Source organism: Imperialibacter sp. EC-SDR9, assembly GCF_902498805.1.
GTDB lineage: Bacteria > Bacteroidota > Bacteroidia > Cytophagales > Cyclobacteriaceae > Imperialibacter.
The window spans coordinates 45,459-71,740 of the sequence record NZ_LR701600.1 but is presented as its reverse complement, the minus strand read 5'-3'; the positions used below and the strand labels follow the sequence as shown (position 1 = coordinate 71,740).

Sequence of the window (26,282 nt, the reverse complement as noted above, 5' to 3'; positions counted from 1 at the left end):
CTAACTACCCCCATAGCACCCAGGAGCCCCGTTCAACGCTGTTTTAGAGCCAATTTGTCTTTACCGACCCAGCATTAAACCGATTGGTTTATCTTTGGACAAACTGGCTCTAAAACACTATATTGTTAGCCACAATTGCGTGATGGAAAGAATAAATGGACGCCTAATTAGGTACATAGAGTTTGACCCTTCAAACGATTGGGCTACCCAACTGCCGACTAACAAATGGTTGGCCATCATTCTTGCAAACAACTTTGGTAAGAAGTATATCGAGGAAGTCGTAAGAAAATCTATTGATAGAAACGTATGCTGGATCACCGGGCTTGGAGAGCTTCATGAGGTGGTTCATGAAATAGCTGACGAAGAAATAGCCTTTCGAGACGCAGACATTGAACCTCACCATTTACCCAGGCATACGATCGTAACTACTGATGACTCCGACTTCGACGAAGGCGTTTGGTTTTCTGTCTTTTCTGCGTCTAACAATGAATGCCCAATTGACGAGGTTGTTATAATCAATTCTACTGGAGACAAAAGTTTCAATCAAAGAACGACCAATCTTATTGGTAAGTTTAAGGACGGGTACGTGCCGACAAAATGAGCGAAAGACCTAACATACTTGTTGTTTGCGGACGTAACAAGCGAAGAAGCCGCACTGCGGAATACCTATACAAGAATGATCGACGATTCAGCATTCGATCAGTTGGACTTAGTCCAAAAAGTGAACGCCAAATCAAACCGGCGGACATCGACTGGGCCGACCTAATTCTTGTGATGGAACAAGGACAGAGTAGCAGAATATCTAGCACTTTCAGACATATGGAGCTCCCACAGATCGAGGTCCTTCATATTGCCGACGAATATGACTACCGACAGCCTGAGCTGATAGACTTACTGAACGACCGGGTCGAATCAATCTTGCAGGTTACATTTGGCCTTTGAGAAATGTGGCTAACACAACAGTAAAGTGAATGTGGGCCTCACCGGATGCCATAGGGCAGTTGGCTTGGATTGCCCGCCACAATTTATAATTTTAACATCGCCGTGGCTAAGTGCCAGTGGAAGCGGAGCTGCATAAAACTCCCACACTCATTTTATCGAGGTTAGCAACAAGTAAAATGAAACTCTATCAAAAACTTAAAAATAGAATTGATTGGAATGAACCCGTTGAACTTCAGTTAGAACGTTTAGCAGAGTTTGACCATATCACAAACGAAGAGATTGAAGAGTTAGCTCAAACATGCCATAAGTCAACGGAAGCAGGAATTCTTCTTGAGTATTTGGGACATGAAAGGTTAATGCCATATTTACATCTATTCCTTGAATTTCTTCAAGATATGAACTGGCCTGCCGCAGGTGGCGCCTCAAAGATGTTGACGAAAGCTGGGAAAGTCATTATTCCAGAAATAAGAAGGGTTTTTCAAGAAGTCAATAATGACCAAATATGGCATTATTGGATATTGCTCGGGATCGTTCAATATTTTGAAAAAGAACTGATTCTAGAAATGAAAGCGGATTTGATAGAATTAATTTTAAGGGCTGACAAAGATGGTGCTTCAATTCAGGCTCTACGGATTTTAAAAGAGAAACAAATATTATCCTCGGAAGAAGTAGAAAATCGGTATTGTTACTTGCTTGACAAATACAGTGGTGATTTGTATTGGACGAACGATTTAAATGAAGAAATAAAGCCAGTTGCTAACAAAACCTAAACTGTTAGCCAAATGAAAAACGCACCTGTTCGCTTTAAAAAAACCAAAGAAGCCAGGGTTCCCCACATCTCACATATGATATCATGATGGTCAATACGTCTACTATTGAAAAGCTTGGAAGCAACATCACGTTGCTAATACTTGCGGTCTTGCTTTACAATTGCTCAAATGCAGGAAAGATCGATTTCAGTACCGACTATCTTAAAATACAAATCAGCAAGGGTGGCTTTATTACCAGTATGCAAAATATCGGAAAAGAGCCCTACCGGGAATTTAGTCCTCTTGATAAGCCATCGCCCTTAATGCAGCTTTACGATGGCAAAAAGAAAGTATATTATGCACCTGTCAGCGCAAAATTCAGCGAGGAAGATCAAACCATCACGCTAAGCTATTCCAACGGTTCGGTCGCTCAAGTCATCGTGGCACCACAAAAAAAGTATTTGAAATTTACGCTGCAGTCGCTTGCACCACGCAACGGAATTGATGGCATTCAATGGGGGCCCTATCATACGAACATTACAAACCTGTTTGGGGAAATTATTGGTGTTGCCAGAGACACGAGCGAGGCGGTCAATTATGCCATTGGTGTGCTTGCCCTCGACGACAACACCCTGGGTGGCACTTCTGAAACTGTAGCCGGCGCAGCGCCTTTTCAGTACATCATCCATTCTCCCGATCCGGAGCTTTACCCCCTCCCCGACTCATTGCATGAAGGACAAGTTTTTACCCTTGGAGGAAACGGAATCAGCGATGTCGCCTTTTACGCACACAAAGAGCCGTACTACAGAATTATGTACGGCAACTCCGCACTCGTCGACGAAAATGGAAGGATTTCCATTAATTACCACTCCAGGGACAGAACATTTGAAAGAGAAGTATACTATTCACTCATACCGAATATGGCAGCCAACACGCCAAACCATCTGGAGGTTCAGCCATTGCCGGGGGTCGATTATATAGGTTCATCCATTGCTTTGTGGGGCAGCCCCGACAGCACTGCCTTGATGGATGTGATTCAGGACATTGTGTTGCAGGAAGGCTTGCCGTTTCCAACAATCAACGGGAAATGGGTGAAAGACCCGACCGCTTTCGTGCCCGATGCTTTTACCAGCGGAAACTTTAATGACAGTATCATTTCGTACACATCGAGGTTGGGCTTTACGACAATCAGCTTGTACGACCAGGGATTTTTAAAGCCAGACAGAGGAAACGACGGTTACATAGATGGGAAAAATTTTGAGCACAAACCAATAAAATTAACAGCCGGAAACAAATCACATAAGGAGTTTTCCGAGATGGCGGCAAAGTATGGAATTAGCATTGGAAGGACCCCGATCACCAATTCGCTGGCTCCCGGAACCAAAGACGCCAGTCCCCTGCCAAGTGATAGTTTGTGCTATCAACAGAAGCGTTTGCTGGCAAAAAGCATCAGTCCCACCGATACCGTCATTATGGTGGACGACCCAACTCATCTCGAGGAAATTGCCAGCTGGGAAGGGCATGCCAAAAACCTGAACATGATAAAAATCGGTAAGGAATTGATCTATTATCTCGGTGTTTCCGAAGAAGAACCCTACAGGCTCCTGAATGTAAAACGTGGGTACTGGGAAACCATGGCTACGAGTCATCCATCCAACGACACCATTTATAAGCTTCAGGTGACGCTGAATTATGGTTATGATGGTTTGATCCCCAATATGCAGCTTCAGGACAAAATTGCCGAATACTATGCAGAGGTTTGTTTTATCAACGGTTTAGGCTACTATGATTTCGACGGGCAGGAGTTTCTGTTTAACAACGGACATGGCTACTACTCGGCGAAGCGCTTTTTTCGCAAGATGTTTGAAAGGGCTGCAACTCTTGGCATTCCCCCTATTCGTTTTACGGGGGCCACATTATCAGAAGGCTCATGGCATTATCAAAGTATCTGGAATGTTGGTGGTGGAAAAAACCTGTACGATGCCGACACCAGAGAATGGGGCAGCACTACGAGCCAGGGAAAAGACCTGCGGGACGTTACGTACGCCAACTTCTTCCCGGTGGGTATGGGGGTCAATTTCCCTATTAATTCCCAATCAACGGTGGAGCAGTACGAACATATACAAGCTATTTCTGTTGGTGTTGGAACAACATACAGCCTGGTTCTGAATCAGCAAGATGTTGAAAGCTGCCCTCAAAAAGAGGCTATTTTCAAAGCAATCAGAACCTGGGAAGACGCCCGTGCCGCCAATACATTTCCCCGGAGCGTGAAAAAACTACTGGCTGATCCTGAAAGAAACTGGACACTACAGAAAGGCGAAAACGAAGATACCTGGGTGCTGCACGAATTAAAAGATGGGAAAACAAACAAGATGTTCGTTTTGCACAGCGGTGAGAGCCACCAGGCTCATTAAAAAGTATGTGCAATACCTGTGTGGTGGGCATAAGATGATTATTGAGGTAGCTATCGGTTTAGAAAAATCGACAACTCAATATAAATTGAAAAAGGAATGACTGCCCATCGGCGGACAGAGTTAAGTGCCAGTGCGAGAGCAACTGCCATACCCCCAACCACAATCCAGCCACTGGCAGCCACACATCTGGTGAAATTGTTTAAATTTGATTGAATCAGCATACACTGGGTGTGTATGAAAAAGAGCAATCACACATTTAAAAGAATTGAAAAATGAATAAATCGTCGGATATCGCCAATTATAGCCTTAGACAAATGATCGTTGGCATGACAATCATAGCCATGGTTCTGTCGGCTGGATGTACTTCACTGCCCGAGATTCAATTTCCGGTGAAAGTTGGTGTAAAGCCAGAAAGTATCACAAAAGGATTTAATGGCAACTACTATGTGTCCGTAATGAATGGTAGTGAAGCTGGCGATGGTGAGATAGTTGAAATTTCCAAAAGCGGTGTAAAGGTTTTTGCGACAGGTTTTGATGAGCCCAAAGGCATTGTCTACATAGGCGATCATTTATATTTTTCGGATTTGACCCGCATCTGGCAGGTCGATAAAGAGGGTAATGCAAGCATCTTTGTTGACAAGGATAGTTTCCCTTACGAAGTGCTGTACTTAAATGACGTTGCCGTAGATGCGGAGGGCAAAGGTATCTATGTTGTAGACATGGGAGCAACGAAATACATGCGTGATGAAAACAATAAGCTATGGCCGCTCGACAGCGATCAGGCGAAACTGGTTCCGCAATTGGGGCGTATTTATCATGTTGATTTGGGAGGCCAGGTATCGGTAACACAAGACACTTCTCCACTAATGCTGAACCCAAATGGCGTCGGCGTTGACAACAATGGCGACATCATGGTAGGAGCGTTTTTCCTTGGCAATTTTTTGGTGAAACGAGATGGCGAATTAACGCCCCTGAAAGGTCAATTTAGAGGTGCCGATGCAGTAGAGCAAGATAGTAAAGGCGATTATTACATTAGCAGTTGGGCATTGGGCACAGTATGGAAAATCGACGGTCAAACTGAAGAGTCAACCATATTGATTGACGGGCTAGAGTCTGCTGCGGACTTTTATTTGGAAGAAGACAAAGGACGTTTGCTCGTTCCTGATATGATGGCAGGCACAATATATGCGGTAGATATCAAGAAGTGAAAGCCATTTTTTGAAGCCTCATAGGTCGGTAGGAAAAAAGCTTAAGCTCTTTGGAACGAAGCCAACCCCTTGTTCCAAAGAGCATTCTTCAAACACTGATCAAGCTCCATAAACTGGGTCAGGATGCCCAATACCACTCCCAGCTTAACTGTTTGAACGTGGTGTAAAACTCAGGCAGGGTCATTCTCCCCAAGCCTGTTTTTTCAGCGTTTGAAGCATCATGGTTTTGGCCTCTCGTGTGATAAACACTTTTCACCAAGTCTTTATCACACGAGGCAGCCTAAGAGAAGATAATACGCCAAATGATTCAGAAATTGGTAAGGAGTTTCCTGTATGCGCCAATTTACTGATCACTTCCCAGCCTTCGCAATGAGAAAGCTGTTCACGTCCAGCCAGTGTATGAAGGCATCGAACCATCGGTTACTGGTTCGATTGGGATTTCCGAGGCCAAAACCATGTCCGCCATTCTGGTAAAGGTGAAACTCGACAGGTATGCCCGCTTTGTACCAGGAGTCAATCACACCAAATTGACCACGAAAAAGGAAGTCATCAGTGGCGATGACACTGAACATCGGCGGAGCGTTTTTCGGTACCTCCACGGGGCCCATGCCTCCATAGATCGGGCCTATAAAAGCCAGCTTCATGGTCTTGGAGTTAAGCGTGGAATGCATCGTGAGTCCGGCACCCGCCGAGAAGCCGATCATGCCTATCCTGTTAGTATCGACCCCCCACTCCTTGGCCCGCTTCACGATCATGGCATAGGCGGCTTCGGCATCCTCAAGCTGATTGGAAAGGTCTTGCTGTGGTGGGCGGGCAGGTGCCGCCTCACTTGAAGCGTCGGAAGATGCAGCGGGTGCCGGGCGGGGGCGGTTCATCCAGGCTGTAAAGTCTTCGAGTGATTCCGGCGTCGGATGAAGCCGGTACTTGAGTACAAAAGCTGCAATTCCCTGCTTGGCCAGTGCCTCCGCCACTTCCCAGCCCTCATTACCCATAGATAGCCACCTGAAGCCTCCACCTGGTGCTACAATCACAGCAGTGCCGTTAGCTTTGCCCGGTTCGGGAAGGAAAGGCGTGAGGGTGGCAGTGGAAATATTCCGTGCCATGGGGTCGCCCCACTGGCGGAACCAGGTTTCCTTAGCGGGCTGATCGTCAACACCTCCGGTGCCGAGCAGGATAGCTTTCGGCTCGGCTGGAGCGTCGAGTGGGTAGATGGTGCCGTCCTGCGCTGTGGCCGATACTACTATAAAGAGTAAGGCAGATGAAATGACTGTTTTCCTCCGATTTAAATGTTTGGTAAGCATGATGTGTTAGTTAGTAGGTATAAAATATATAGTTCACCAGGCGGAAAGATCCACCGGCTTGAAGATCAGCTGAGAAAACAGGTACAGGCCATTTTTCCACACCTTAAAATCATGAACGCCTGGCTCAATGTGGTATATATGTGGCACCTGGTGCTGCACCAGGTAGTCGTGAGTTCTTTCGCTGAACCTAATAAGGTCGTCTTTGTCGCCACAGGAAATCCAAAGCAGCTTCAGTTGAGCTTTAGCCGCTGCCGGATCCGGAATCAGCACTTCTGGCGCTTTCGTATTCGGAGCAGACGAAAAACCTCCTACCCAGGCAAATTTATCGAGGTTTCCAAGTCCAAAGTTCAGCGACTGGCCTCCGCCCATCGACAGCCCGGCAATGGCCCGGTGCTCCCGGTCAGTTAGCACAGGATAATTTTTCTCCACAAACGGAATGAGGTCGGTGAGCAGGTCTTTCTCGAAGGTGGCAAACGCCTTCACCCTTGCCGGTTCAAACACATTGCCACCGGCACGGTCGTCTTTCATGGCCCGGCCGTTGGGCATCACTACAATCATGGGCTCCACCTTCTTGTCTTTGTAGAGGTTGTCCAGAATCACCTGCGGGCTTCCGCCATTCAACCATTCCTTTTCATCACCACCAATGCCATGCAGTAGATACAAAACAGGGTACTTTTTCTTTTTTGAGTATCCTGGCGGCGTATAAATCAACATCCGTCGGTCGTTACCCACCGTTTTGGAAGGGTACATCACAGAATCAATTTTCCCATGCGGTATGGATGCCTGTATTGCATCAAAGCCGGCCGGAGCCTGTTTGATAGTTTCCTGTGCAACGGCACAACGGCAAAGGACTAATAATGCGAAGAGAATCACTGGTTGTTTCATGAAGTAGGTTTAACTGTTCACTTTTTGTACATAGGATGTCTTCAGCTCATTTTTCAGCAACCATATTATACAATTGGCCTTTCTGAGTAGGCAGATCGTACAAAATCGTAGCCCGCAGCTGCGGTGGCAACACCTCAACCTTAGAAGAGATGATCGGCGTTAAAATCTCATCTGTTTGATAAAACAGATTTTCATTTTTTCCTGATGCCTGCGCCAGCAAATTCCCATCCGACAACTTTAGAGCATTTGGCACACGCAGGCGAAGGTTGCCGCCAAGGTTCGACTGAACGACCAGCTTCACCAGCTTTCCCTCCTTCCACTGCATGTCCACAATTTCAAAGCCTCCTCTTGCCCGTAATCCGCTAACACTGCCGCTCTGCCAAACGTCGGGAAGAGCAGGCAAAAGGTGAACAGCCCCATCAGCACTCTGCATCAGCATCTCCGCAATGCCAGACGTGCATCCAAAATTACCGTCGATTTGGAAGGGTGGATGAGCATCAAAAAGGTTGTTGTAGGAGCCACCCCCGCCATTATTGGTGCCCACTGGCGTTAGCTGATTTTGGATTAGTTTATACGCATGATTGCCATCCAGCAATCTCGCCCACCAGTTCACCTTCCAGCCCATGCTCCAGCCTGTAGAAATATCCCCACGATGAACTAGCGAAGTTTTGGCAGCATTATACAATTCGGGCGTGCGGTAGGGAGAAATTTGATTCGACGGATACAAGCCATACAAATGTGAGATGTGGCGGTGCTTGTCGTATGGGTCGTCAATGTCTTCCAACCATTCCTGCAGCTGCCCATGCTGCCCCGCATGCATTGGTGCCAGCGTGCTACGCACCTGCCTGAGTGTATCAACAAACGCCGCATCTTTCCCTAAAATATCAGCGGCCCTCATCGTCGAGCTGAATACATCGAACATAATTTGGTTGGTCATGGTGGTGCCCACATCCAATGACGAGCCCTGGTGGGCTTGAGGCGCATTTTCAGGCGACATATCTGGATTTACCACCAGCCAGTGGTATTCGGGGTGCTCAACCACAAAGTCTACATAAAACGTGGCTGCGCCCTTCATAACCGGATAAGCAGTGGCCAGATACTCCTTGTCTCCGTTATAGAGGTAGTGCTCCCAAAGGTGCTGGCTCGTCCAGCCGCCCCCTGAAACCCACAGCCCCCAAAAGGCCGCATCGACTGCCCCTGTGGTGCGCCAGATATCGGTATTGTGATGGGCCATCCAGCCCCTGGCGCCATACATCACTTTTGCCGTTTCCTGCCCTGTTTCTGAAAGCTCCTTCACCATAGCCAGGAAAGGCTCATGCAACTCAGCAAGATTGGTCTTTTCAGCGGGCCAGTAATTCATTTCTGCATTGATATTGATGGTGTATTTACTGTCCCAGGGTGGTTTCATTTTATTGTTCCAGATACCCTGAAGGTTGGCTGGCTGACCGCCGGGCTGCGAAGACGATATCAGCAAGTAGCGTCCGTATTGAAAGTAGAGGGTTGCAAATTGTGGGTCATTGGCTGTGCTGAAATTTTTCAAGCGTTCATCTGTAGGCAGCTTAACAGCTTCTGTAGTACCCAGATTAAGTTTTACCCTATCAAAATAGGCCTGATAAGCCTTCATATGGCCTTTTAGGATTGCATCAAACGACTTTGGATAAGCTGCCGTCATGTAAGAGGCAGCCCTTTGATTTTCATCACCACTGATGTCGCTGTAGCTGTTGAAGTTGGAGGCGATAGACACGTAAATCGTTGCTGCGTTGGCTTTGGTCACCATCAGTGACGTGTCATTTTGAGATAAACTGCCACCCTCTGTTTTGATTCGGGTTATACCTTTAAACTCAACTTTGCCTTCTACCCCTTCATGGTCAATGGTGGTGCCAGCTATGGTCAGTTCTTTAGCAGCAGTTGTTTGTACCACAACTTTTGGCTGCGGAGTAGAATAGGAAGCTGTGAATGAAATACTCCTGGGCTTGTCGGCAGTCAGGCGAATCACGATCACCCGATCGGGAAATGAAGCCAGCACTTCTCGTGTGTAGGTAACACCTCCCACCATATAAGACGTTTTCGCAACGGCTCTTTCCAGGTCTAACTCACGGTAGTAATTCGTAAAGTTTTCATGTCCCTCAAATGCCAGGTTAAGGTTACCCACCGGCTCAAACATCTGGCCATGAGATTTTTTAGTGATAATCGTTTTGTTGGCTAGCTGTTCGGCTTCCTTCTGCTTGCCTTCAAATATCAGCTTTCTGATCTCCGGTAGCGATTCCAGCGCCAGTGGATTATCGTTCCGGTTAGGACTGCCGCTCCATACGGTGTGTTCGTTCAGTTGAATCGTTTCCTTTTCGACATTACCGAATACCATAGCACCCAGGCGACCATTTCCAACCGGCAAGGCATTTTCCCAGGTATCACCAGATGGTGTTTTGTACCAAAGTTTAAGCCGTGCTTCTTGAGCGAAGCTCCAGGAATAGAACAGAGAAAGGGCAATCGTTAATATTTTTTTCATAGAGCCTAGCTGAATTTCGACGCAAAAAAAACGGAACGAATTGAACCGGTTATAATTATTAGCTTCAAACTAACGCTTTTTTTTGTTCGGCGAAGAAAACAGCCTGGCAACGTCACGATTTTTGACACTATTTGTCGCTGATTGTCAGGAATGCTGTCCCAGATTTGGCGGTGGTAGTAGCTCTTCTGCCACTGCCTCTCCCATTCAAAAAGCCACCTAACACAGACCATTTTGCACCAGCCTATTTTTTAGGCGTTTTACTCCCCTGGCCCCGTTGCTTGGCAAAAACCTGATCGATCTTATTCACCATCACTCCATTGACGATGCCAATTCATGATGGGTTCAGTCTATTTATTGATGATAATTCGCTATTTGCGAATCGAGAATTCATTTGTGTATTTTTCGCCCAATTGAATTAACCCTCCCCCAACCGTGGTGCCGCCTTCACCACACCAGCCACTACACCCTCCTCCATCCTGAAAGCCACCTGACGCAAGCCATTCTGCACCAACCCATCTCTTAATGTCTGTAGCACCATGGCTTTGCCCTGCGGTGTGGCAAACACCTGATCCATGGTGTTCACCCGGCCATAGGGGATATCGGCGGCTAGAAAGGCTTGGCAGAGCCGATCAATGTCATGCGCCCGGAAGGCAGCTGCAAGCAGCGGCTTTAGCATCTCTCTGTTTTTTACCCGGGCAGCGTTGGTGTTGAATTCCGGCTTTTGCGAAAGTTCATTCAAATCCAGAATGTGGCACAGGGCTTTGAATTGCTTGTCAGAACCTACTGCAATCATCAACCACTGGTCATCGGCTGTTTTGAAGATATTGCCGTAAGGCGCAATATTGGGATGCTCAGAACCCAATCTCTGAGGTACCTCCCCTGCCACCAGCCAGTTGGTGGCCTGGTTCACAAGCGAGGAAATGGCCGCTTCTATCAAAGACACGGTGACATAGCTTCCTTCGCCAGTTCGCATCCTTTTGATTAGAGCCAGCAGCAAGCCCTCCTTTAAATGATGCCCCGCCAGTACATCGGTGAGCGCCACGGGCATTTTTTGTGGCTTGCCATCCCTCTCTCCATTCAAAAAAACAAAACCGCTCTCCGCTTGCACAATGGCGTCGTAGCCCACTCTGTCTTCATCGAGCCCGAAACCCGTGATGTGACCGTAGATGAGATCGGCCTTCAATGCCGTCAAATCGGCATAACTCACCCCCAGCTTCTCCGCATCACCAGGCTTGTAGCTGGCAATAACAATGTCAGCCGTCTTCGCCAGGTTGTAGAGCCTTTCAAGGTCTTCTCTCCTTTTCAGGTTGAGCAACACCGAGGCCTTCCCTGCATTCACCGACATGAAATACGCCGACATATCCGAATCGGCAGGCTCCGAAGCCAGCTTCCAGCTCCGGGTCACATCGCCGCCAGTTTCGGGATTCTCTACTTTGATTACTTCTGCACCCAATTCTGCGAAAAATTGTCCCACGCTGGGGCCAGCCAGTACTGAGGCGAGTTCAATAACTTTGAGGTCGGAAAAGATTGCTGTACTTTGCACGTTATGAGTAAAAATAAGACGATGGCAAAGATAGACAGGTTTTTGAGCATACTGATGGTTACCCTATTTTCCTGCCTGGCGGCAAATGCACAGCCACAGGAAGGCATCTGGAGGGGTACGCTCGACATGCAGGGTATGCAGTTGCCGTTCAACTTTGAAATGAAGCTGGAGAATAATATTTGGAGGGTCTACTTATTGAATGCGGAAGAACGCCTGCTTATCAGGGACAGCAAAGTGAAAGAGGACTCCATTTACCTCCCCATGAACCTGTTCGATTCCTATATTGTCGCTGCTTTTCAGGGCGACCATCTGGAGGGCACATTTGTAAAAAACTACTCCGAAGATTACAAGGAGACTTTCAAAGCAGACTACGGCCTTGATTACCGCTTCTTCCCGGACAGCGATGCACCCGTGACCGATTTCAGTGGCAGATGGGCGATTAATTTCACCTCTGAAGAGGACACAATTACTTCAGTTGGCCTTTTTGAGCAGGAAGCCAACCGCATTTGGGGCACCATCCTCACCTCCACCGGCGACTACCGCTATCTGCAAGGCAACGTAAAAGGCAATAGCCTCTACCTCAGCACTTTCGACGGGGCGCACGACTTCATATTTCAGGCTAGCCAGCTGGCACCCGGAAAGCTGGTTGGCCTGTTCTTGTACGGCAAAAACTATAAAGAGGGCTGGTCGGCAACAAAGGATCCCGCTGCAGAAATACCTGATTTCACCAATGTGGCCTACAGCAAAAAAGACCAGCCATTTGAGTTTTCGCTGAAGGGACTCGACGGAAGAACCATTACGCACAATGAGCCGGCACTTAAAGGCAAACCCATACTCCTGCAAATTTTTGGGACCTGGTGCTCTAATAGCATGGACTTGTCGTATTTCATCGACGACTGGCTCCAAGCCCATCCCGATGCTGGGTTTGAATGGGTGGGCCTGAGTTTTGAAACGAATGAAGACCTGGCTTATGGTAGGCAGCGCCTGGAAAATTGGCGGACTTTTATGGATACGGATGCAAAATTGGCCTTCGGCGGCAAAGCGGACAAAACCTCCGCTTCGATGATGTTCCCTACCCTCAGTCGGGTAAATGCCTACCCTACCCTCATTATTCTCGACAAGGATCACAAGCCGGTAAGAACATATGGATTCTTTAACGGCCCTGCTACAGGAGAGTATTATGAAGTCTTCAAAGAAGATTTCGAAGCCGTAGTTCAAAGTGTGCTGGAAAATCGCTGACAAAAGTCACACTGACAGGACGGAGGTGATCATGATTTGAGTTTTTTTTGTACGATACCTTCGGTATACAAAAAAAACAACCATGATACCCGAAGTAAATGATACAATACTGGCTCAGCTTCAAAACCTGGAAACTGCACTCGCACATGAGGCGAGAGTTTACAACGACCGGATTGAGCAGGTTCATGCAGCCAACAAAGCATCAGCGCTGAACCTTATTCACTACCTGACCCTTCGGAAAGCGGATCTCCGCCCTTTGCAAGACAAACTGCACTATTTGGGGCTTTCTTCACTCTCCAATTCCGAAAGTCACACCCTGCACCAGGTTCGCTCGGTCATTCAGTGGTTGAATCATCAACCTTACCTCGGCCACCCCGATGATATCGATCCGATGACCGCCCGGGCTATTGCGCAGAGGCAATCCATGCATTTGTTTGGTCAGCGCCCCAGCAACGAAATTCCTTTTATCATGGTCACGCTGGATGCCCGAATGGCTGGCGACGTTGGGTTGGTGACTCAGTTTTTAGAGCAGGGAATGGACGTAGCAAGAATCAATTGCGCCCATGATGATGAAGCAACATGGGAACAACTGGTTTCTACCTTAAAACAGGCAATGGCTGAGGTGGGAAAAAGCTGTCGGATTTACATGGACCTTGCCGGGCCCAAATTACGCACCGGCATCCCTGGCAAAGGAAAAGATAAAAAGCGACTGAAGATAGCAGAAGGGCAAACACTGAAACTTGTGGAGCCCGAGTACGAGGCAGGCGAAAAAGAGCGGGTTGTGAGCTGTAGCGTGAGGGGCATTATCGCACAATTGAAGCCCGGCCAGAAAGTGCTTTTTGATGACGGACTTATCAGCACAACAGTGGTGAAAGTAAAGGGCAACCAGGCTCACTTTGCCATTGACAGGGTCTCTGGCACTAAACCCCATCTCAAGGTCGGCAAAGGCATTAACTTTCCCAACGCTCAGCTTGAGATTGTCAGTTTAACAAAGGAGGACAAACAGGCACTGCCCTATATTTGCCAGGAGGCCGACATGGTAGGTTACTCTTTTGTGCGAACAGTTGACGACTTAAAAGTACTTCAAAGCAGCCTATCAAACCTAAGCGACACCCCTCCTCACATCATCATCAAAATAGAAACACCCGAAGCGTTTGTCAATCTGCCCGAGTTGCTATTGCAGGGAATGACAAAAAACACCATGGGCGTAATGATTGCCAGGGGCGACCTGGCAGTGGAAGTGGGGTTTGAGCGAATGAGTGAGTTGCAGGAAGAAATCCTGTGGATTTGTGAGGCGGCCCACGTGCCGGTCATTTGGGCCACGCAGGTGCTGGAAACATTGAACAAAACTGGTATTGCGACCCGTTCAGAAGCGACCGACGCTGCCCGGTCGGCCATGGCCGAATGTGTGATGATCAACAAGGGATTGCACACCGTAGAGGTGATCAGGTTTCTTAAAGACATATTGAGCAGAAGCGGCGGGCACCGCACCAAACGAAGACACCTGTTCCGGCCATTGTCAGTAGCGCAGCATTTCTTTAAAGAAAGGGAGCTCCTTGAAGAACTAACCGCTTCAGAAAACACTTAATAAGGCTACTTCTGGTTGATAGAAGGATTATCCCAAAAAAGTAAAAATTATGTGGAACGAAAGGTACGCCAAAACTGAATTTGCCTACGGCAAAGAGCCTAACGATTTCCTGAAACAACAAATAGCGAAGAAAGACTCCGGTAAGGTACTTTGTATCGCTGAAGGACAGGGGCGAAATGCTGTGTTCCTGGCTGGTCTGGGCTACGAGGTTACAGCAACCGATCTGTCGTCGGTGGGTTTAGAGCGCACAAAGGAGCTGGCGAAAGAAAAGGGTGTCGCTGTTGCCACGCTGCAAGTTGACCTGGGCGAATACCAGATAGGCAGCGAAGCTTGGGACGGGATCGTCTGCGTTTTTGGTCACTTTCCACCTTCTGTGAGAACCCATGTGCTGAGCCAACTCCATGGCGGGCTGAAGCCCGGTGGCTTTCTGCTGATGGAAGTTTACAGCGCCGATCAGCTCGGCTATGGTACAGGTGGGCCAAAAGAAATATCCATGCTCTACACCCTCAGTGAGCTTGAAACCATACTAGGGCCATCTTGGGACTTTAAAGTTTTACAACAAACCGAAAGAGAAATCAACGAAGGCGAATACCACAATGGAAAGTCATCGGTGATTCAGGTTTTTGGGAGGAAAAAGTAACTAATCGATTTTTTAGGAAGCCTCGAGGATTACAAGCTATAAAGTCAGGGAAAAATCACTACCTCCTGATTACTAAAGTGTGCGTTTAGGCCAACCAGACGACTAAATGAGAATCTACTTGAAATTTTTATGAATACTTAATGAATTTATTCATATATTTATTTACAACAAATGACTCTAGATTCACCTCAATACTACCTTCCATGAAAAAGAATGTACTTGTTTTAGCTTTCTGCCTGGTGTACATAACTGGGTTTTCTCAGAGATTACCTAATAACATCGGACTATCAGTAGGAAAAGTATTTCGGGCCGACATGTTGGGAAACAGCGTTTCCGGGCCTTATCTGGCAGTATCAACAGACCGGCCTCTGGTAAGAAACTGGCTTTCTCTTACCGGAAGGTTAGCGGGTTTTAGGGCTTCTGGCCAACTAGCGGTTGCTGATTTCAAAGAGATTTCGAACGGACTCAATCTGGATTTTGATGTCAACTTTATCCTTCCCCTTAGTAAATTCCGGGGTGCCTTTTTCATCGGGCCTTCGCTACGATATGGCCGTGAGCAACACGTACTAGGGTTGTCCAATAGATACGGTGAAGTATCTATTCTTGATTCCTACGATGTCAGAAAGTTGTTCTTAGGATTCAACTTTGGAGCGAGCTTGGACTATGCCATCCACGAAAAAGTTACCATTGGCGCCCGGTATGGTGGCACGGACTATGCCCTAGTTAACAACCATGGCAAAAGCAATAACCAATGGGCTATGGTCGTCAAACTCCGAAGGTAAGCACATCACGTCCCCCATCAAATTTTCGGCAACACCCACGGCTTCCTGTAGCTCGGAAACACCAGCGCATTGGCCGCTTTGTTATTCACAATCTGCCGCTTGGTTTCATCGTAACTAACCGGGCCTCCGCCTCGCAGCGAAAGGTTACCCAAATGAGCGTAAATGCCTGCCATTCGGCCAATATCAATCGTACAGTTGGTGGTACCACGACTTTTGATGCCATCGAGAAAATTACGAACGTGCTCCGGGTGGTAGTTCTTTCCTTTTTCGAAAAGCATCGGCTCCATGGTTGGGCTTCCGTTTCTGTTTTCAGGCTTTAGCTCCCAGAATTCTCTGTTGGCAACAATGGTGGCATCGTCGCCCTGAATAGCCAGGCCATAGGGCTTGTTGTAAGGCCCGCTCTGGATGCCCGCCGTGTGATCCCAGGTCAGCACAAAGTCTTTCATTTGGTACACCACAGAAAGGGTGTCGGGTGTTTCGTGGTTGTAATCGGGAAAGGAAAGATTGCCTCCAACCGAACTCACCCTTGAGGGCATGTAGTCGACCTTGCCAGCCCAAAGCGCCATATCGAGCAAATGCACGCCCCAGTCGGTCATTAGGCCCCCACCGTAGTCCCAAAACATGCGCCAGGAACCATGAAAACGAGTGGCATTGAAAGTCCGGTCAGGTGCCGGCCCAAGCCAGGTATTGAAGTCCACTCCGGCTGGTACTGGCTCATCGGGCTTCTTGAGCTGACCAATGCCGTAGCCGAAATTACCCCATACTTTGATCTTGCGAAGTTTACCCAGCTTTCCTTCATGCACCATGCCCATGATATCAGCCCAGTGGGTGCCGCTGCGCTGCTGCTGGCCCACCTGCACCACCTGCCTGCTGTATCTTTTAGCCGCCGCCGTCATTACCTCTATTTCACCGATGCTATTGGCCAGGGGTTTTTCAACATACACATCTTTCCCGGCTTGCAGCGCTTCTACAAAAGGCAAACAATGCCAATGATCGGGCGTACCGATGATAACGGCGTCAATATCTTTATCAGCCAGCAGGTATCTATAGTCTTTGTACAGCTTTGGCTTTTTGCCTTGCTTTTTCTCGACTTGCGCCGCTTTGTCGTTCAGCACATTTTCATCCACGTCGCAAAGCGCCACGCACTGCGCATCGGCATTGTTCATGTGGTTCTCAAGAATCCAGTAGCCCTGGCCCCGGCAGCCGATAAGGCCAACGTTGACAACATCGCTGGGAGCGGCCTTTCTGCGACCGGCTAAAACTGCTGATGGGAGAATAGTCAAAGCGCCCAACCCAAGGGTGGTGTGCTTCACAAAGGTGCGTCTGTTGGTAGTCATAATGGAGTAGGTATGTATCTCTGCCTAAGCTAAAAGGATATTTTCCATTATGAAAGCAGAAATGTAGATTTGGATCAGTAGGTGCAAATAAGAAACTAAAACTAGTTATGCCGGAAATTCCTGAATCCAATAAAAACAGGCTCAAAAGGGCTGTTCTTTGGATTGTGATCATCTTGCTTCTTTGGTTGGTTTTTGGCTGCGCTAGCAAAGAATCGGAGAAAGCATCACAAGACCCATGTGCCTTTTTTGAATGTCAGCATGGGGCTGTCGTGAGGGCTGATACCGCTGAAAAGTCCCTGACCCTCGTCTTCACCGGCGATGAATTTGCAGATGGTGCGACGCACGTCATTGATGTGCTGGCCAAACAACAGGTGAAAGCAGGCTTCTTTTTCACGGGTAATTTTTATGGTAATCCGGCATTTGAAAAAATCATCCATCAGCTCAAACAAAACGGTCATTACCTTGGCGCACACTCCGACAAGCACCTGTTGTATTGCTCCTGGGAGAATCGTGATAGCCTGCTGGTAACAAAACGGGAGTTCACGCAAGACCTTGAGGCAAACTATCTAAAAATGGGGCGGTTTGGAATAAGAAAATCAGATGCCTCCTATTTTTTGCCACCCTACGAATGGTACAACGAAAGCATCAGCACCTGGACTCGTGACTTCGGCCTCCAGTTGATCAACTTCACCAGCGGCACCAGGTCCAACGCCGACTACACCACGCCCGACATGCCCAACTACCGAAGCAGTGAGGTCATCTACAACAGCATCCTGGAGTACGAGCAAACAGACCCGGCAGGTCTCAATGGATTTTTGCTGCTTGTGCACATTGGCACAGCACCGGAAAGAACAGACAAGTTTTATATGAGGCTGGAGGAGCTGATTGTTGAGTTGAGAGCGAAAGAGTATGAGTTCAAATCCCTTGTTGACCTGCTCATTGCTGGCACTTCAGGCGTCAAAGAGGAGTGATATTGTGCCCATAGGTAAGAACATCTTGCCACTGTCGGGCAACAGAATAAACCCATACTTTTGATAGAAATGGACTGCATTGTTATCAATCGGATCAACAATCACCGCCATCGAGCCTATACTGCTACTGGCCGTCTCAAAACTCTTCTTCAAAGCATCAACCAACAATAGCTCACCAAAACCATTACCAGCCATTTTCTTATCAACTGCCAGTCTCCCAAGAAGTGTAGCGGGCAAATCATGATAGTTAGGGGGCAGCTTCTTCCTTATTTCTTCCGGAATGAATTTTTGGCTTATGGAGGTGCTTGACAGGGTATAAAATCCAAAAACCACACCCTCACTATCGGCAAGTACGAAACAAACAGACAGCTTCCGTTTAACATCCTGCTTCGCTTGCTTGATAAGATAATTGTCCAGCATAGGCTGACCACAGCTGAACTCACTCTTGTGGTGAGAGGTATTAAGAGGCACTATGGCATAGTTCTTCAATGCTTCAAAGAACCTCTATGCCTGTTCAAAGCATTCTTCAAAGCCTTATTAGGTGCGGGAGGGTTCATCAGTGCATCAAAAAAAATTTCTTTGTCCTTGCTAGACGCTATGATCCTGTCGTGTTTTTCAACAATCTTCTCTGCCTCCTGCTGGGCAGAGTGTATAACAAACTCAGTGAGGGTTCGAAACCCACCCAAACTAGTTGCGTATTCAAACAACTCTTTTTGCTCCCTTGAAAGCCTTGTATCAAATCTTGCCTTTTCTGAAACACTCATGGTCATATTGTTTTCATGCCAAATGTACGGAAAATATACGTACAAAATAGCTTAGAAGTTCAAACAATTTGATCTTCTATACACTATAACGGCTGGTTGAATTTATCTTTAGCTGATTTTTGATTTCCTTGACACGAAACGTTTGCTCCATGACCCTACTCTACCTGCAATTTCTGGTTTCCTTCCTCCTCCCACTTTCCGACCCCACGGAGGCCAAAGCTGATGCTGTGCATATTCGCATCAACCAAATCGGCTACTTACCAAATGAAAGCAAAGTGGCCATCGTCTTTTCCAATTCGCCGGTAAAGGAGACTTTTCAATTAGTGGATGCCAATACTGGCTCACCTTTGGCCGTAGTAAAACCAATCAAGTCAAAAGCCAAAGGTTGGGGCACTTTCAGCTATTACTATGCACTGGACTTCACCTCCATCACCAAAGAAGGTACCTACAAGCTGGTAGGGCAGAAAAGCAAAACGGCCTCCCGCCAGTTCACCATTTCAGATAACGCCTACAGCGGGCAAACCGAACCCCTGCTCACCTTCATGCGTCAGCAGCGCTGCGGCTACAACCCCTTCCTCGACATGGTGTGCCACCAGCGTGACGGGCGCAGCATGTTTGGCCCCATGCCAGACTCCACTTATGTGGATGTGAGCGGCGGCTGGCACGACGCCGGAGATCAGCTAAAGTACCTGATCACGGGCAGCTATGCCACTGGCCACATGCTACTGGCTTACGAACTATTTCCCAAGCGCTTTGCTGACGAAACCAACGCCCTTGGCCAGCCCGTCGGCAATGGGCTTGCCGACGTGCTTGACGAAGCCAAATGGGGCCTCGACTGGATCCTCAAAATGCATCCGGCTCCTGACCAGCTCATCCATCAAGTGGCCGACGACCGGGATCACAAAGGCTGGAAAATGCCGGACAATGACCCTTCGGACTATGGCTGGGGCCCCAACAGCTACCGGGTGGCCTATTTCGCTACCGGACAACCTCAAGGCCTGATGAAGTATAAAAGTGAGGCCACCGGGGTCGCCAATCTTGCAGGACGATCGGCCGCTGCCCTGGCACTGGGCGCCCGCATCTGGAAAAACGACCTGAAAGATGCGTCTTTCGCCTCCGACTGCCTGGAAGCAGCCAAAACGCTGTATGCACTGGGAAAAGCGAAGGAAGGTTTTCAGCAGGGCAATTCATATGGAGCGCCGTATCGCTACACTGAACAAACCTGGGCCGACGACATGGAATGGGGAGCAGCAGAGCTATACAAAGTCACTGGCGAAAGGGCTTACCTGAAAGACGCAAAAAAGTATGCCCGCATGGCCAATACCGAAGGCTGGACCGTGCTCGACACTGCGGCTCACTACCAATATTACCCATTCATTAACCTGGGGCACTACGCCCTTTATGATGTGGTGGAACCAGCATTTCAGGATACACTGGCTAGCTACTATCGGGCGGGGATTGACTTTACGCTGAAGAAAGCGACACGCAACCCTTACAACATTGGCATCCCTTTTATCTGGTGTTCCAACAACCTCCTGACAAGTCTTGCAGCCCAAATCATTCTTTATGAGAAAATGACCGGCGACCTGCAATACCACAGCTATTTGGTGGCACAACGAGATTGGCTCTTTGGACGTAATCCATGGGGCACCACCATGTTTACCGGCATGCCCGAAGGTGGTGAATACCCAACAGACGTACATACCAGCGTGTGGGCAATGACAAAAAAGGAGGTGCCAGGCGGGCTTGTCGACGGACCATTATTTGGCAGCATCTATTACAAAATGCTGGCTGTGGAGCTCTCAGAACCAGATGAATTCGCTGCTTTTCAAAATCCTTTCGTTGTGTACCATGACGACATAGGCGACTATTCGACCAACGAACCCACCATGGATGGTACGGCTGGCGCCATTTTTATGATGGCATATTTTGGGGTGGATAAGTAGGAAGGCAATGAAGCGTCAATCAGCCTTTCATTATCTCAGGCAAACTCACTGCAAAGCCATCAATTGGCCCTGTGCCTGTCAATGGTTGATCAAAGGGATGCTCACTTGTGTTGCCGCCGGTTGAGTAAATCCAAACCTTTTGATTGTCAAAGTCGATAAGCCAACCCAGAGAAGCTCCCTGGCTGATCCACTCGTTCATTTTAGATTGAACCTGCTTCAGGTTGTCAGAGGCAGAAACAATTTCGATAACAAAATCGGGACACACGTGGGCGAACTTCTTTTTCTCAGTCTTTGGGAGTGCTTCCCACTTGTCTTTTAAAATAAGGCTGACATCAGGAGAGCGAATAGCTGAATTGGGTAAGGTAAATCCTGTGGAAGAATCAAAGACATAGCCCGCTTTTGACTTTTTGTTCCATGCACCAAATTCGATTAGTAGATTGGAATTGTAGAAACCTGTTTCGCTATAGGTCGGTGACATAATAATAATATTTCCTTCTGCGTCTCGCTCGATTCGCAAATGTCGGTTGTCCATGCAAAAGTTCTGAAACTCCGCCTCTGTAAATTTCCCTAATGACTGTGTATTCAGTTCATGAACCATCTGTTTCTATTTTGATTCAGCTTAATAAAGTTAAAGAATTAATTTGAAAGATGGCCACCTGGAGACGGGCTCTTTACCAGAGCAATGAGCAAGGTACGGATGTATTACTTCGTCCTCTCAATCGTATACTGCACCAACTGCTTCAGCGAAGTTTTATAAACAGAATCCCTAAACTCATCAAGAATAACGAGCGCCTCCTGATAGTGGCGCTCCATAGCGTCTCTGGCGTAATCAAGCCCTCCGGATTGCTTCACATAGTCAATAACTTCCGTTCGCTTTTTGGGCTTGTCACTGTCGTGCCGGATAATGCTGAGGATTCGCTTTCTGTCGCTTGGGCTCGCCTCACGTAAAGCATAGATCAACGGTAGCGTCAGCTTCTTTTCTTTGATGTCAATACCTAGCGGCTTACCAATTTCGTCAGCACCATAGTCAAAAAGGTCGTCCTTGATCTGGAACGCCAAACCAATTTTTTCCCCGAACATGCCCATTCGGTCAATAGAAGCCTTATCGGCCCCGACGGAAGCTACGCCCACTTTACAGCAGCTGGTGATTAAACTGGCAGTCTTTTGCCTGATGATGTCATAGTATACTTCCTCAGAGATATCCAGTTTTCTGGCCTTCTCCATTTGCAGCAACTCGCCTTCACTCATTTCCTTTACTGCTTCGGAAACAATTTTCAGTAAATCGAAATCGCCATTATCAACTGAAAGCAAAAGGCCTCTTGATAACAGAAAGTCGCCAACCAGCACTGCAATTTTGTTTTTCCAGAGCGCATTAATGGAAAAGAATCCTCTGCGGTAGTTGGCATCGTCCACCACGTCGTCATGCACCAGCGTGGCGGTGTGAAGCAGTTCGATCAGAGAAGCACCCCGGTAAGTAGCGTCGGTAATAGGCCCATAAACACCAGCGCTAAGGAATACAAACATGGGCCGCATTTGCTTGCCCTTTCGCTTCACTATGTAGGTCATTATTTTATCCAGCAACATGACATTACTCTTCATGGAGTGTCGGAATTTCTTCTCGAATTCAGTCATTTCTTGCGCAATGGGCGCCTGGATATCTTCTAGTTGAAGCTTCATATGTTTGCGGCACAATAATAACAGGTTAAACCTGCTTTGCAAAAGCAATACCAGGCGGTAAACCCTCTGATAAAGGCTATAGTTTCAGCCAGGGCAACAAAATTCACCTTTTATTTGCCACCCGGAAAGTTTGATTTGATCAATTCAGCAAAAACTTCGAGGTTAGGTGATATTTTCCTCCTTAGTCCTTAAAATAAACAATACCTATGCGTCGAATACCTTATTTCCTGGTGGATGTATTTACGCAGTCTCCCTTTGGTGGCAATCAGCTGGCAGTGATATCCAAAGGCGACCTCGTTAGAGAAGAAGAAATGACGCAGATTGCCAGAGAGTTTAACCTTTCAGAAACCACTTTCATCTACTCTCCTGAAAATGAAGACCACAATGCCCGGGTGCGTATATTTACCCCTGGTCAGGAGCTGCCATTTGCCGGCCACCCTACATTGGGCACCGCTTTTGTTATTGCAAGAGATATTGATTACAAGCCGGAGGACAAAATACTAACAGTGTTTCTTGAAGAAAAAGTTGGCACTATCCGGGTAGATATTGACATTCAGAATGGTGCGCCTGAAATGCTCGTGATGACACAGCCCTTGCCAACATTTGGGAATCAGCTAACTGATATAGCATTGCTGGCAGAGCTGCTCTCGCTTAAAGAAAGTGACTTCCTGCCAAATTACAGCCCGCAAACTGTATCCTGTGGTGTGCCCTATCTCATCACACCCTTGAAATCCCTGGATGCTGTAAGAAAAATCAAGTTCAGGTCAGATGTTTGGGAAAAAGTGGTTCAGAAATACAATCCCGGTTGGATTTACCCCTTCGCCATGGGTGGAGACGATATCGAATCACACGTGCATGGCCGCATGTTTGCCCCGGAGGCAGGCATTGTAGAAGATGCTGCTACAGGGTCAGCCAACGGACCATTGGGCTGCTATTTAGTACAGCATAAGCTTAGAAATACCGGAAAAAAAACAAAGATCATCAGCGAACAAGGCTACGAAATGGGTAGGCCCAGCAAGCTCTACCTGGAAATAGAAAGGTCGGAAACTGCCATCACTCAGGTAAAAGTCGGTGGCTACTGTGTGTTTATGGGTCAAGGTCAACTATTTTTGCCCTAAGGATCAAATCCAGCCCATGAAAAACTACTTTGTACTGTTCCTGATTGCCATTGCTTTTATCACATCGTGTTCTGAGAATGAATCAGAACGCATCAAGACCTTCCCCAACAAATTTGCAGACCCGGAGCTGGTGAAGCTATACGACTTCAAAGACAGGCGGCAGTCGGAGGCTTTAATTCCCTATCTCACCCATCAGCAGAGTGTGTATCGTGAAGAAGCGGCGATGGCCTTCGCCTCCACTCAAGACACAATTGGGCTTCCCTATCTTTTTCCTCTTTTATCAGATTCAAAAATTGAAGTAAGAAAAGCAGCTGCTTTTGCCATCGGCCAAATGAAGAGAAAAAGTGCACAGTCGGCGCTGGCCAACAGGCTGCCGCTTGAAACGGAGCCTTTGGTCAGGTACCATCTTTTGGAGGCACTGGGCAAATGCCTCAGCACCGATTACATGCATTTCTTAGCGGCTTATGAAGCTAACGACGACCTTACTATCACAGGTAAGGCGTGGGGCATTTATCGTGCTGGCCTTGGAGGCATTAGTGACTCAGTGCTGACAGTGGCTGCCAGCGCCATCCTGGCCGACACCCTACCTGATCAGGCAAGGCTGGCTGCTGCCAACTATTTTGGAAGAATGAGAGGGATAAGCATAGCACATTTTGAAAGCATACTAAAAAGCAGCGCCGCCAACGACTCTCTTCCAGCGGTGAGAATGGCTGCAGCAAGGGCTTTAGTAAAATCCAACAACGACTCGATAGCTTTTTTTATCGACGACCAACTCAACAGTGAGAGTAACTCCCTGGTCAGGGTAAACCTCATCAGGGCGCTTAAGCAGGAGCATTTCTCTATCGTGGAATCAACACTCCTCGAAATACTTAAAAGCAAAGATTATCAAACGTCGGTGAGTGCTGGTGAAACAATAAGTACATGGCAAGTCCGGGAAGTGGAGCGATGGATATGGGATGTTAATGATCAGATTGTGATACCCAGAACAAGAGCCATTGTTTTAGGCAATCTGCTGGAAAGCAACCTGTACGGCTACAATGCATATAGAGAGCTTTCGGAAATGTATGGCGGGATGAGCAATCCATATGACAAAGGATTTATTTTGCAGGCACTGGGAAACTATCCCAACGCCAGCGCCTTTCTTGGGAATCAGCTGGATGATCCCCACCCGTTTGTTCGGACCAGCGCCATGGAGGCCTTAAGTGCCATGAACCAGTCGACGCAGTTCCCTGCTTTCAAACAGCCGGAACTGATTGGCTATTTCAGACAAGCCATTCTTTCGGGTGATGCAGGGCAGGTAACCGTGGCAGCGTCCACACTCACAAGACTGAGGTCGAGGCTCCAGCCTTACTTCGGCAATATCCAGTTTATGTATCAGGGACTCGACAGCCTGCATCTTCCGGAGGATCTGGAGCCTTACCAGGCGCTGGGAAGCACCATTAGCGCCTATGAAGGACGAGAGGGCATTAGCCCCGGGCAGCTCTACCAAAACCCAATTGCCTGGGACGTGGTGACGGAAATTACCAAGGGAGCAAAAACGATGATAGAAACATCGAGGGGGGTAATAGAAATTGAGCTACTGATAGAAGAGGCACCCGGCTCGGTTGAGAATTTTGTTAGTCTGGCACGCAGCGGTTTCTACGAAAACCTCACATTTCACCGGGTGGTGCCCAACTTCGTGATTCAGGCTGGTTGTCCAAGAGGCGATGGCTATGGCAGTTCGGATGGTGTCATCAGGTCGGAGTTTTCAACTCAAAAGTACGGCACTGGCTACGTTGGCATGGCGAGCGCAGGCAAAGACACCGAAGGCTCACAGTGGTTTATTACGCACTCTCCCACTCCACACCTCGATGGTGCCTATACCATCTTCGGGAGAGTGACCAAAGGGATGGATGTGGTCAACTCCATTGAAGTGGGAGACCGCATCACCTCCATCAAGCTGCCATGAGCAGGCCCATTGCCTCATGCCCCCTGGCTGATCCTGACGACCAGAAAAATCATCTCAACTTATTTGCCTCTTACCTGGAGGTGATCAGGAAAGGGAAGTCCAAAAAGTATGCTCTTACACCCATCATGCGTTTGGAAACCAATCACAGGCAACTGCTCGGGCCACTTATTGGTGGCGGACTTTTGAGCTGTATTGCATTTATTACGCTTTTTTCGTGGAACAAATGGGCAGTACTTCTGCTTGTGCTGGGTATTGGGGGTGTAGGATTGATGTACTACGGACTGGTCGGCGTAAAGGTGCTCACTCTCAAAGAGGATAAAATTCGCTACGACATCATGTTGCCTGGAATTGGCGAAGCGATGCCCGCATTCATCAGCTTCTACAATCACCTCATACCCAGGATGGCACTGGGGGAATCGCACGTCTTCCCAGCTTATCTGCTAAAAGATTCAACAAATAACAATACCAGGCTTTACCTCTACCTCGTTCTGCCAGACCTATCATCAAACCAAGCCGATTATAAAGTTTTAGATCTAATGAAACTATCGATGGAGCTTCATTTCGAGTATGACGGCGTTAACCACTACCGGGCAAAAGTCGATGAATCTGTTCCCCCTGACGCCTTCATTGAGCGTTCTGATAGCAGATAAGGAATCTGGCACATTGTCACAAACACTTTCTGTGTGATGTCTTTAAATTAGTATATTGGCCCCCCAAGAAGCCC

22 protein-coding genes and 1 pseudogene are annotated in these 26,282 nt (G+C 47.8%); 14 read left to right on the top strand and 9 right to left on the bottom strand.

The genetic code is table 11. The features are described from left to right. The first annotated feature begins 142 nt into the window (after window positions 1-142). The 5 genes from GC130_RS21215 (at window position 143) to GC130_RS21195 (ending at window position 5,313) form a co-directional block, all read left to right on the top strand. The gene (locus tag GC130_RS21215) at window positions 143-601 is read left to right on the top strand and encodes a hypothetical protein (protein WP_152000363.1); all 459 of its coding nucleotides are present in this window, start codon (window positions 143-145) and stop codon (window positions 599-601) included. Beyond that, on the top strand, window positions 598-942 hold the full coding sequence (locus GC130_RS21210) for a protein-tyrosine-phosphatase (RefSeq protein ID WP_152000362.1): 345 nt from the start codon (window positions 598-600) through the stop codon (window positions 940-942). Before GC130_RS21215 ends, GC130_RS21210 begins: the two co-directional genes overlap by 4 nt. A 176-nt stretch (window positions 943-1,118) precedes the next feature. Further along, a complete protein-coding gene (locus tag GC130_RS21205; protein ID WP_152000361.1) occupies window positions 1,119-1,712 on the top strand; it encodes a DUF5071 domain-containing protein in 594 nt (197 codons plus the stop codon). Between the two features lie 83 nt (window positions 1,713-1,795). Further along, entirely contained in the window at window positions 1,796-4,105 is a 2,310-nt protein-coding gene (locus GC130_RS21200) for a hypothetical protein (protein ID WP_201568609.1), read from the top strand. Between the two features lie 272 nt (window positions 4,106-4,377). Continuing rightward, a complete protein-coding gene (locus GC130_RS21195; RefSeq protein ID WP_226940567.1) occupies window positions 4,378-5,313 on the top strand; it encodes a gluconolaconase in 936 nt (311 codons plus the stop codon). 350 nt (window positions 5,314-5,663) lie between these two features. Here GC130_RS21195 and GC130_RS21190 read toward each other — a convergent pair whose 3' ends face one another. The 4 genes and pseudogenes from GC130_RS21190 to GC130_RS21175 form a co-directional block, all read right to left on the bottom strand. Beyond that, entirely contained in the window at window positions 5,664-6,614 is a 951-nt protein-coding gene (locus GC130_RS21190; protein ID WP_152000360.1) for an alpha/beta hydrolase, read from the bottom strand. A gap of 39 nt (window positions 6,615-6,653) precedes the next feature. Next, a pseudogene (locus tag GC130_RS21185) lies at window positions 6,654-7,499 on the bottom strand (alpha/beta hydrolase); the annotation flags it as partial. A 46-nt stretch (window positions 7,500-7,545) separates the two neighbouring features. Beyond that, complete coding sequence (locus tag GC130_RS21180) at window positions 7,546-10,005, bottom strand: glycoside hydrolase N-terminal domain-containing protein (RefSeq protein WP_152000358.1); 2,460 nt, start codon at window positions 10,003-10,005, stop codon at window positions 7,546-7,548. 415 nt (window positions 10,006-10,420) lie between these two features. After that, window positions 10,421-11,548: a CaiB/BaiF CoA-transferase family protein gene (locus GC130_RS21175; RefSeq protein WP_152000357.1), complete on the bottom strand. Its 1,128-nt coding sequence runs from the start codon at window positions 11,546-11,548 to the stop codon at window positions 10,421-10,423. A gap of 21 nt (window positions 11,549-11,569) precedes the next feature. Here GC130_RS21175 and GC130_RS21170 point away from each other — a divergent pair, with 21 nt between their 5' ends. The 4 genes from GC130_RS21170 to GC130_RS21155 all read left to right on the top strand — a co-directional run bounded on the left by GC130_RS21170 (window position 11,570) and on the right by GC130_RS21155 (window position 15,797). After that, the gene (locus GC130_RS21170; protein ID WP_152000356.1) at window positions 11,570-12,787 is read left to right on the top strand and encodes a TlpA disulfide reductase family protein; all 1,218 of its coding nucleotides are present in this window, start codon (window positions 11,570-11,572) and stop codon (window positions 12,785-12,787) included. A gap of 82 nt (window positions 12,788-12,869) precedes the next feature. After that, window positions 12,870-14,375: a pyruvate kinase gene (locus GC130_RS21165; protein ID WP_152000355.1), complete on the top strand. Its 1,506-nt coding sequence runs from the start codon at window positions 12,870-12,872 to the stop codon at window positions 14,373-14,375. A 49-nt stretch (window positions 14,376-14,424) separates the two neighbouring features. Next, window positions 14,425-15,015 (top strand): bifunctional 2-polyprenyl-6-hydroxyphenol methylase/3-demethylubiquinol 3-O-methyltransferase UbiG, encoded by a 591-nt coding sequence (locus GC130_RS21160; RefSeq protein ID WP_152000354.1) that lies wholly within the window; start codon window positions 14,425-14,427, stop codon window positions 15,013-15,015. Window positions 15,016-15,218: 203 nt separating this feature from the next. Beyond that, window positions 15,219-15,797: a hypothetical protein gene (locus tag GC130_RS21155; protein ID WP_152000353.1), complete on the top strand. Its 579-nt coding sequence runs from the start codon at window positions 15,219-15,221 to the stop codon at window positions 15,795-15,797. 17 nt (window positions 15,798-15,814) lie between these two features. Here the strand turns inward: GC130_RS21155 and GC130_RS21150 are convergent, their stop codons facing one another. After that, a complete protein-coding gene (locus GC130_RS21150) occupies window positions 15,815-17,134 on the bottom strand; it encodes a Gfo/Idh/MocA family protein (RefSeq protein WP_152000352.1) in 1,320 nt (439 codons plus the stop codon). A 107-nt stretch (window positions 17,135-17,241) separates the two neighbouring features. Between GC130_RS21150 and GC130_RS21145 the strand changes: the two genes are divergently transcribed. Then, a complete protein-coding gene (locus tag GC130_RS21145; RefSeq protein WP_152000351.1) occupies window positions 17,242-18,105 on the top strand; it encodes a polysaccharide deacetylase family protein in 864 nt (287 codons plus the stop codon). Here GC130_RS21145 and GC130_RS21140 read toward each other — a convergent pair. Beyond that, complete coding sequence (locus GC130_RS21140; RefSeq protein ID WP_226940566.1) at window positions 18,085-18,594, bottom strand: GNAT family N-acetyltransferase; 510 nt, start codon at window positions 18,592-18,594, stop codon at window positions 18,085-18,087. The genes GC130_RS21145 and GC130_RS21140 overlap by 21 nt on opposite strands. Further along, window positions 18,591-18,869 (bottom strand): DUF1778 domain-containing protein, encoded by a 279-nt coding sequence (locus GC130_RS21135; protein ID WP_226940565.1) that lies wholly within the window; start codon window positions 18,867-18,869, stop codon window positions 18,591-18,593. The genes GC130_RS21140 and GC130_RS21135 overlap by 4 nt, the downstream gene beginning before the upstream one ends. A 149-nt stretch (window positions 18,870-19,018) precedes the next feature. Between GC130_RS21135 and GC130_RS21130 the strand changes: the two genes are divergently transcribed. After that, window positions 19,019-20,815 carry a glycoside hydrolase family 9 protein gene (locus GC130_RS21130; RefSeq protein WP_152000349.1) on the top strand — a complete coding sequence of 599 codons (1,797 nt, stop codon included), beginning with the start codon at window positions 19,019-19,021 and terminating at the stop codon, window positions 20,813-20,815. 19 nt (window positions 20,816-20,834) lie between these two features. Here the strand turns inward: GC130_RS21130 and GC130_RS21125 are convergent, their stop codons facing one another. Beyond that, the gene (locus GC130_RS21125; protein WP_152000348.1) at window positions 20,835-21,413 is read right to left on the bottom strand and encodes a Uma2 family endonuclease; all 579 of its coding nucleotides are present in this window, start codon (window positions 21,411-21,413) and stop codon (window positions 20,835-20,837) included. A 104-nt stretch (window positions 21,414-21,517) separates the two neighbouring features. Next, a complete protein-coding gene (locus tag GC130_RS21120; protein WP_152000347.1) occupies window positions 21,518-22,492 on the bottom strand; it encodes a polyprenyl synthetase family protein in 975 nt (324 codons plus the stop codon). Window positions 22,493-22,698: 206 nt separating this feature from the next. Here GC130_RS21120 and GC130_RS21115 point away from each other — a divergent pair, with 206 nt between their 5' ends. Genes GC130_RS21115 through GC130_RS21105 form a run of 3 tightly spaced genes read left to right on the top strand, consistent with a single transcriptional unit; the run spans window position 22,699 to window position 26,208 of the window. Then, the gene (locus GC130_RS21115; protein ID WP_152000346.1) at window positions 22,699-23,610 is read left to right on the top strand and encodes a PhzF family phenazine biosynthesis protein; all 912 of its coding nucleotides are present in this window, start codon (window positions 22,699-22,701) and stop codon (window positions 23,608-23,610) included. A 16-nt stretch (window positions 23,611-23,626) separates the two neighbouring features. Further along, window positions 23,627-25,558, top strand: a complete 1,932-nt coding sequence (locus GC130_RS21110; RefSeq protein WP_152000345.1) for a peptidylprolyl isomerase — start codon at window positions 23,627-23,629, stop codon at window positions 25,556-25,558. Then, complete coding sequence (locus tag GC130_RS21105) at window positions 25,555-26,208, top strand: hypothetical protein (protein ID WP_152000344.1); 654 nt, start codon at window positions 25,555-25,557, stop codon at window positions 26,206-26,208. Before GC130_RS21110 ends, GC130_RS21105 begins: the two co-directional genes overlap by 4 nt. The last annotated feature ends 74 nt before the right edge of the window (window positions 26,209-26,282 follow it).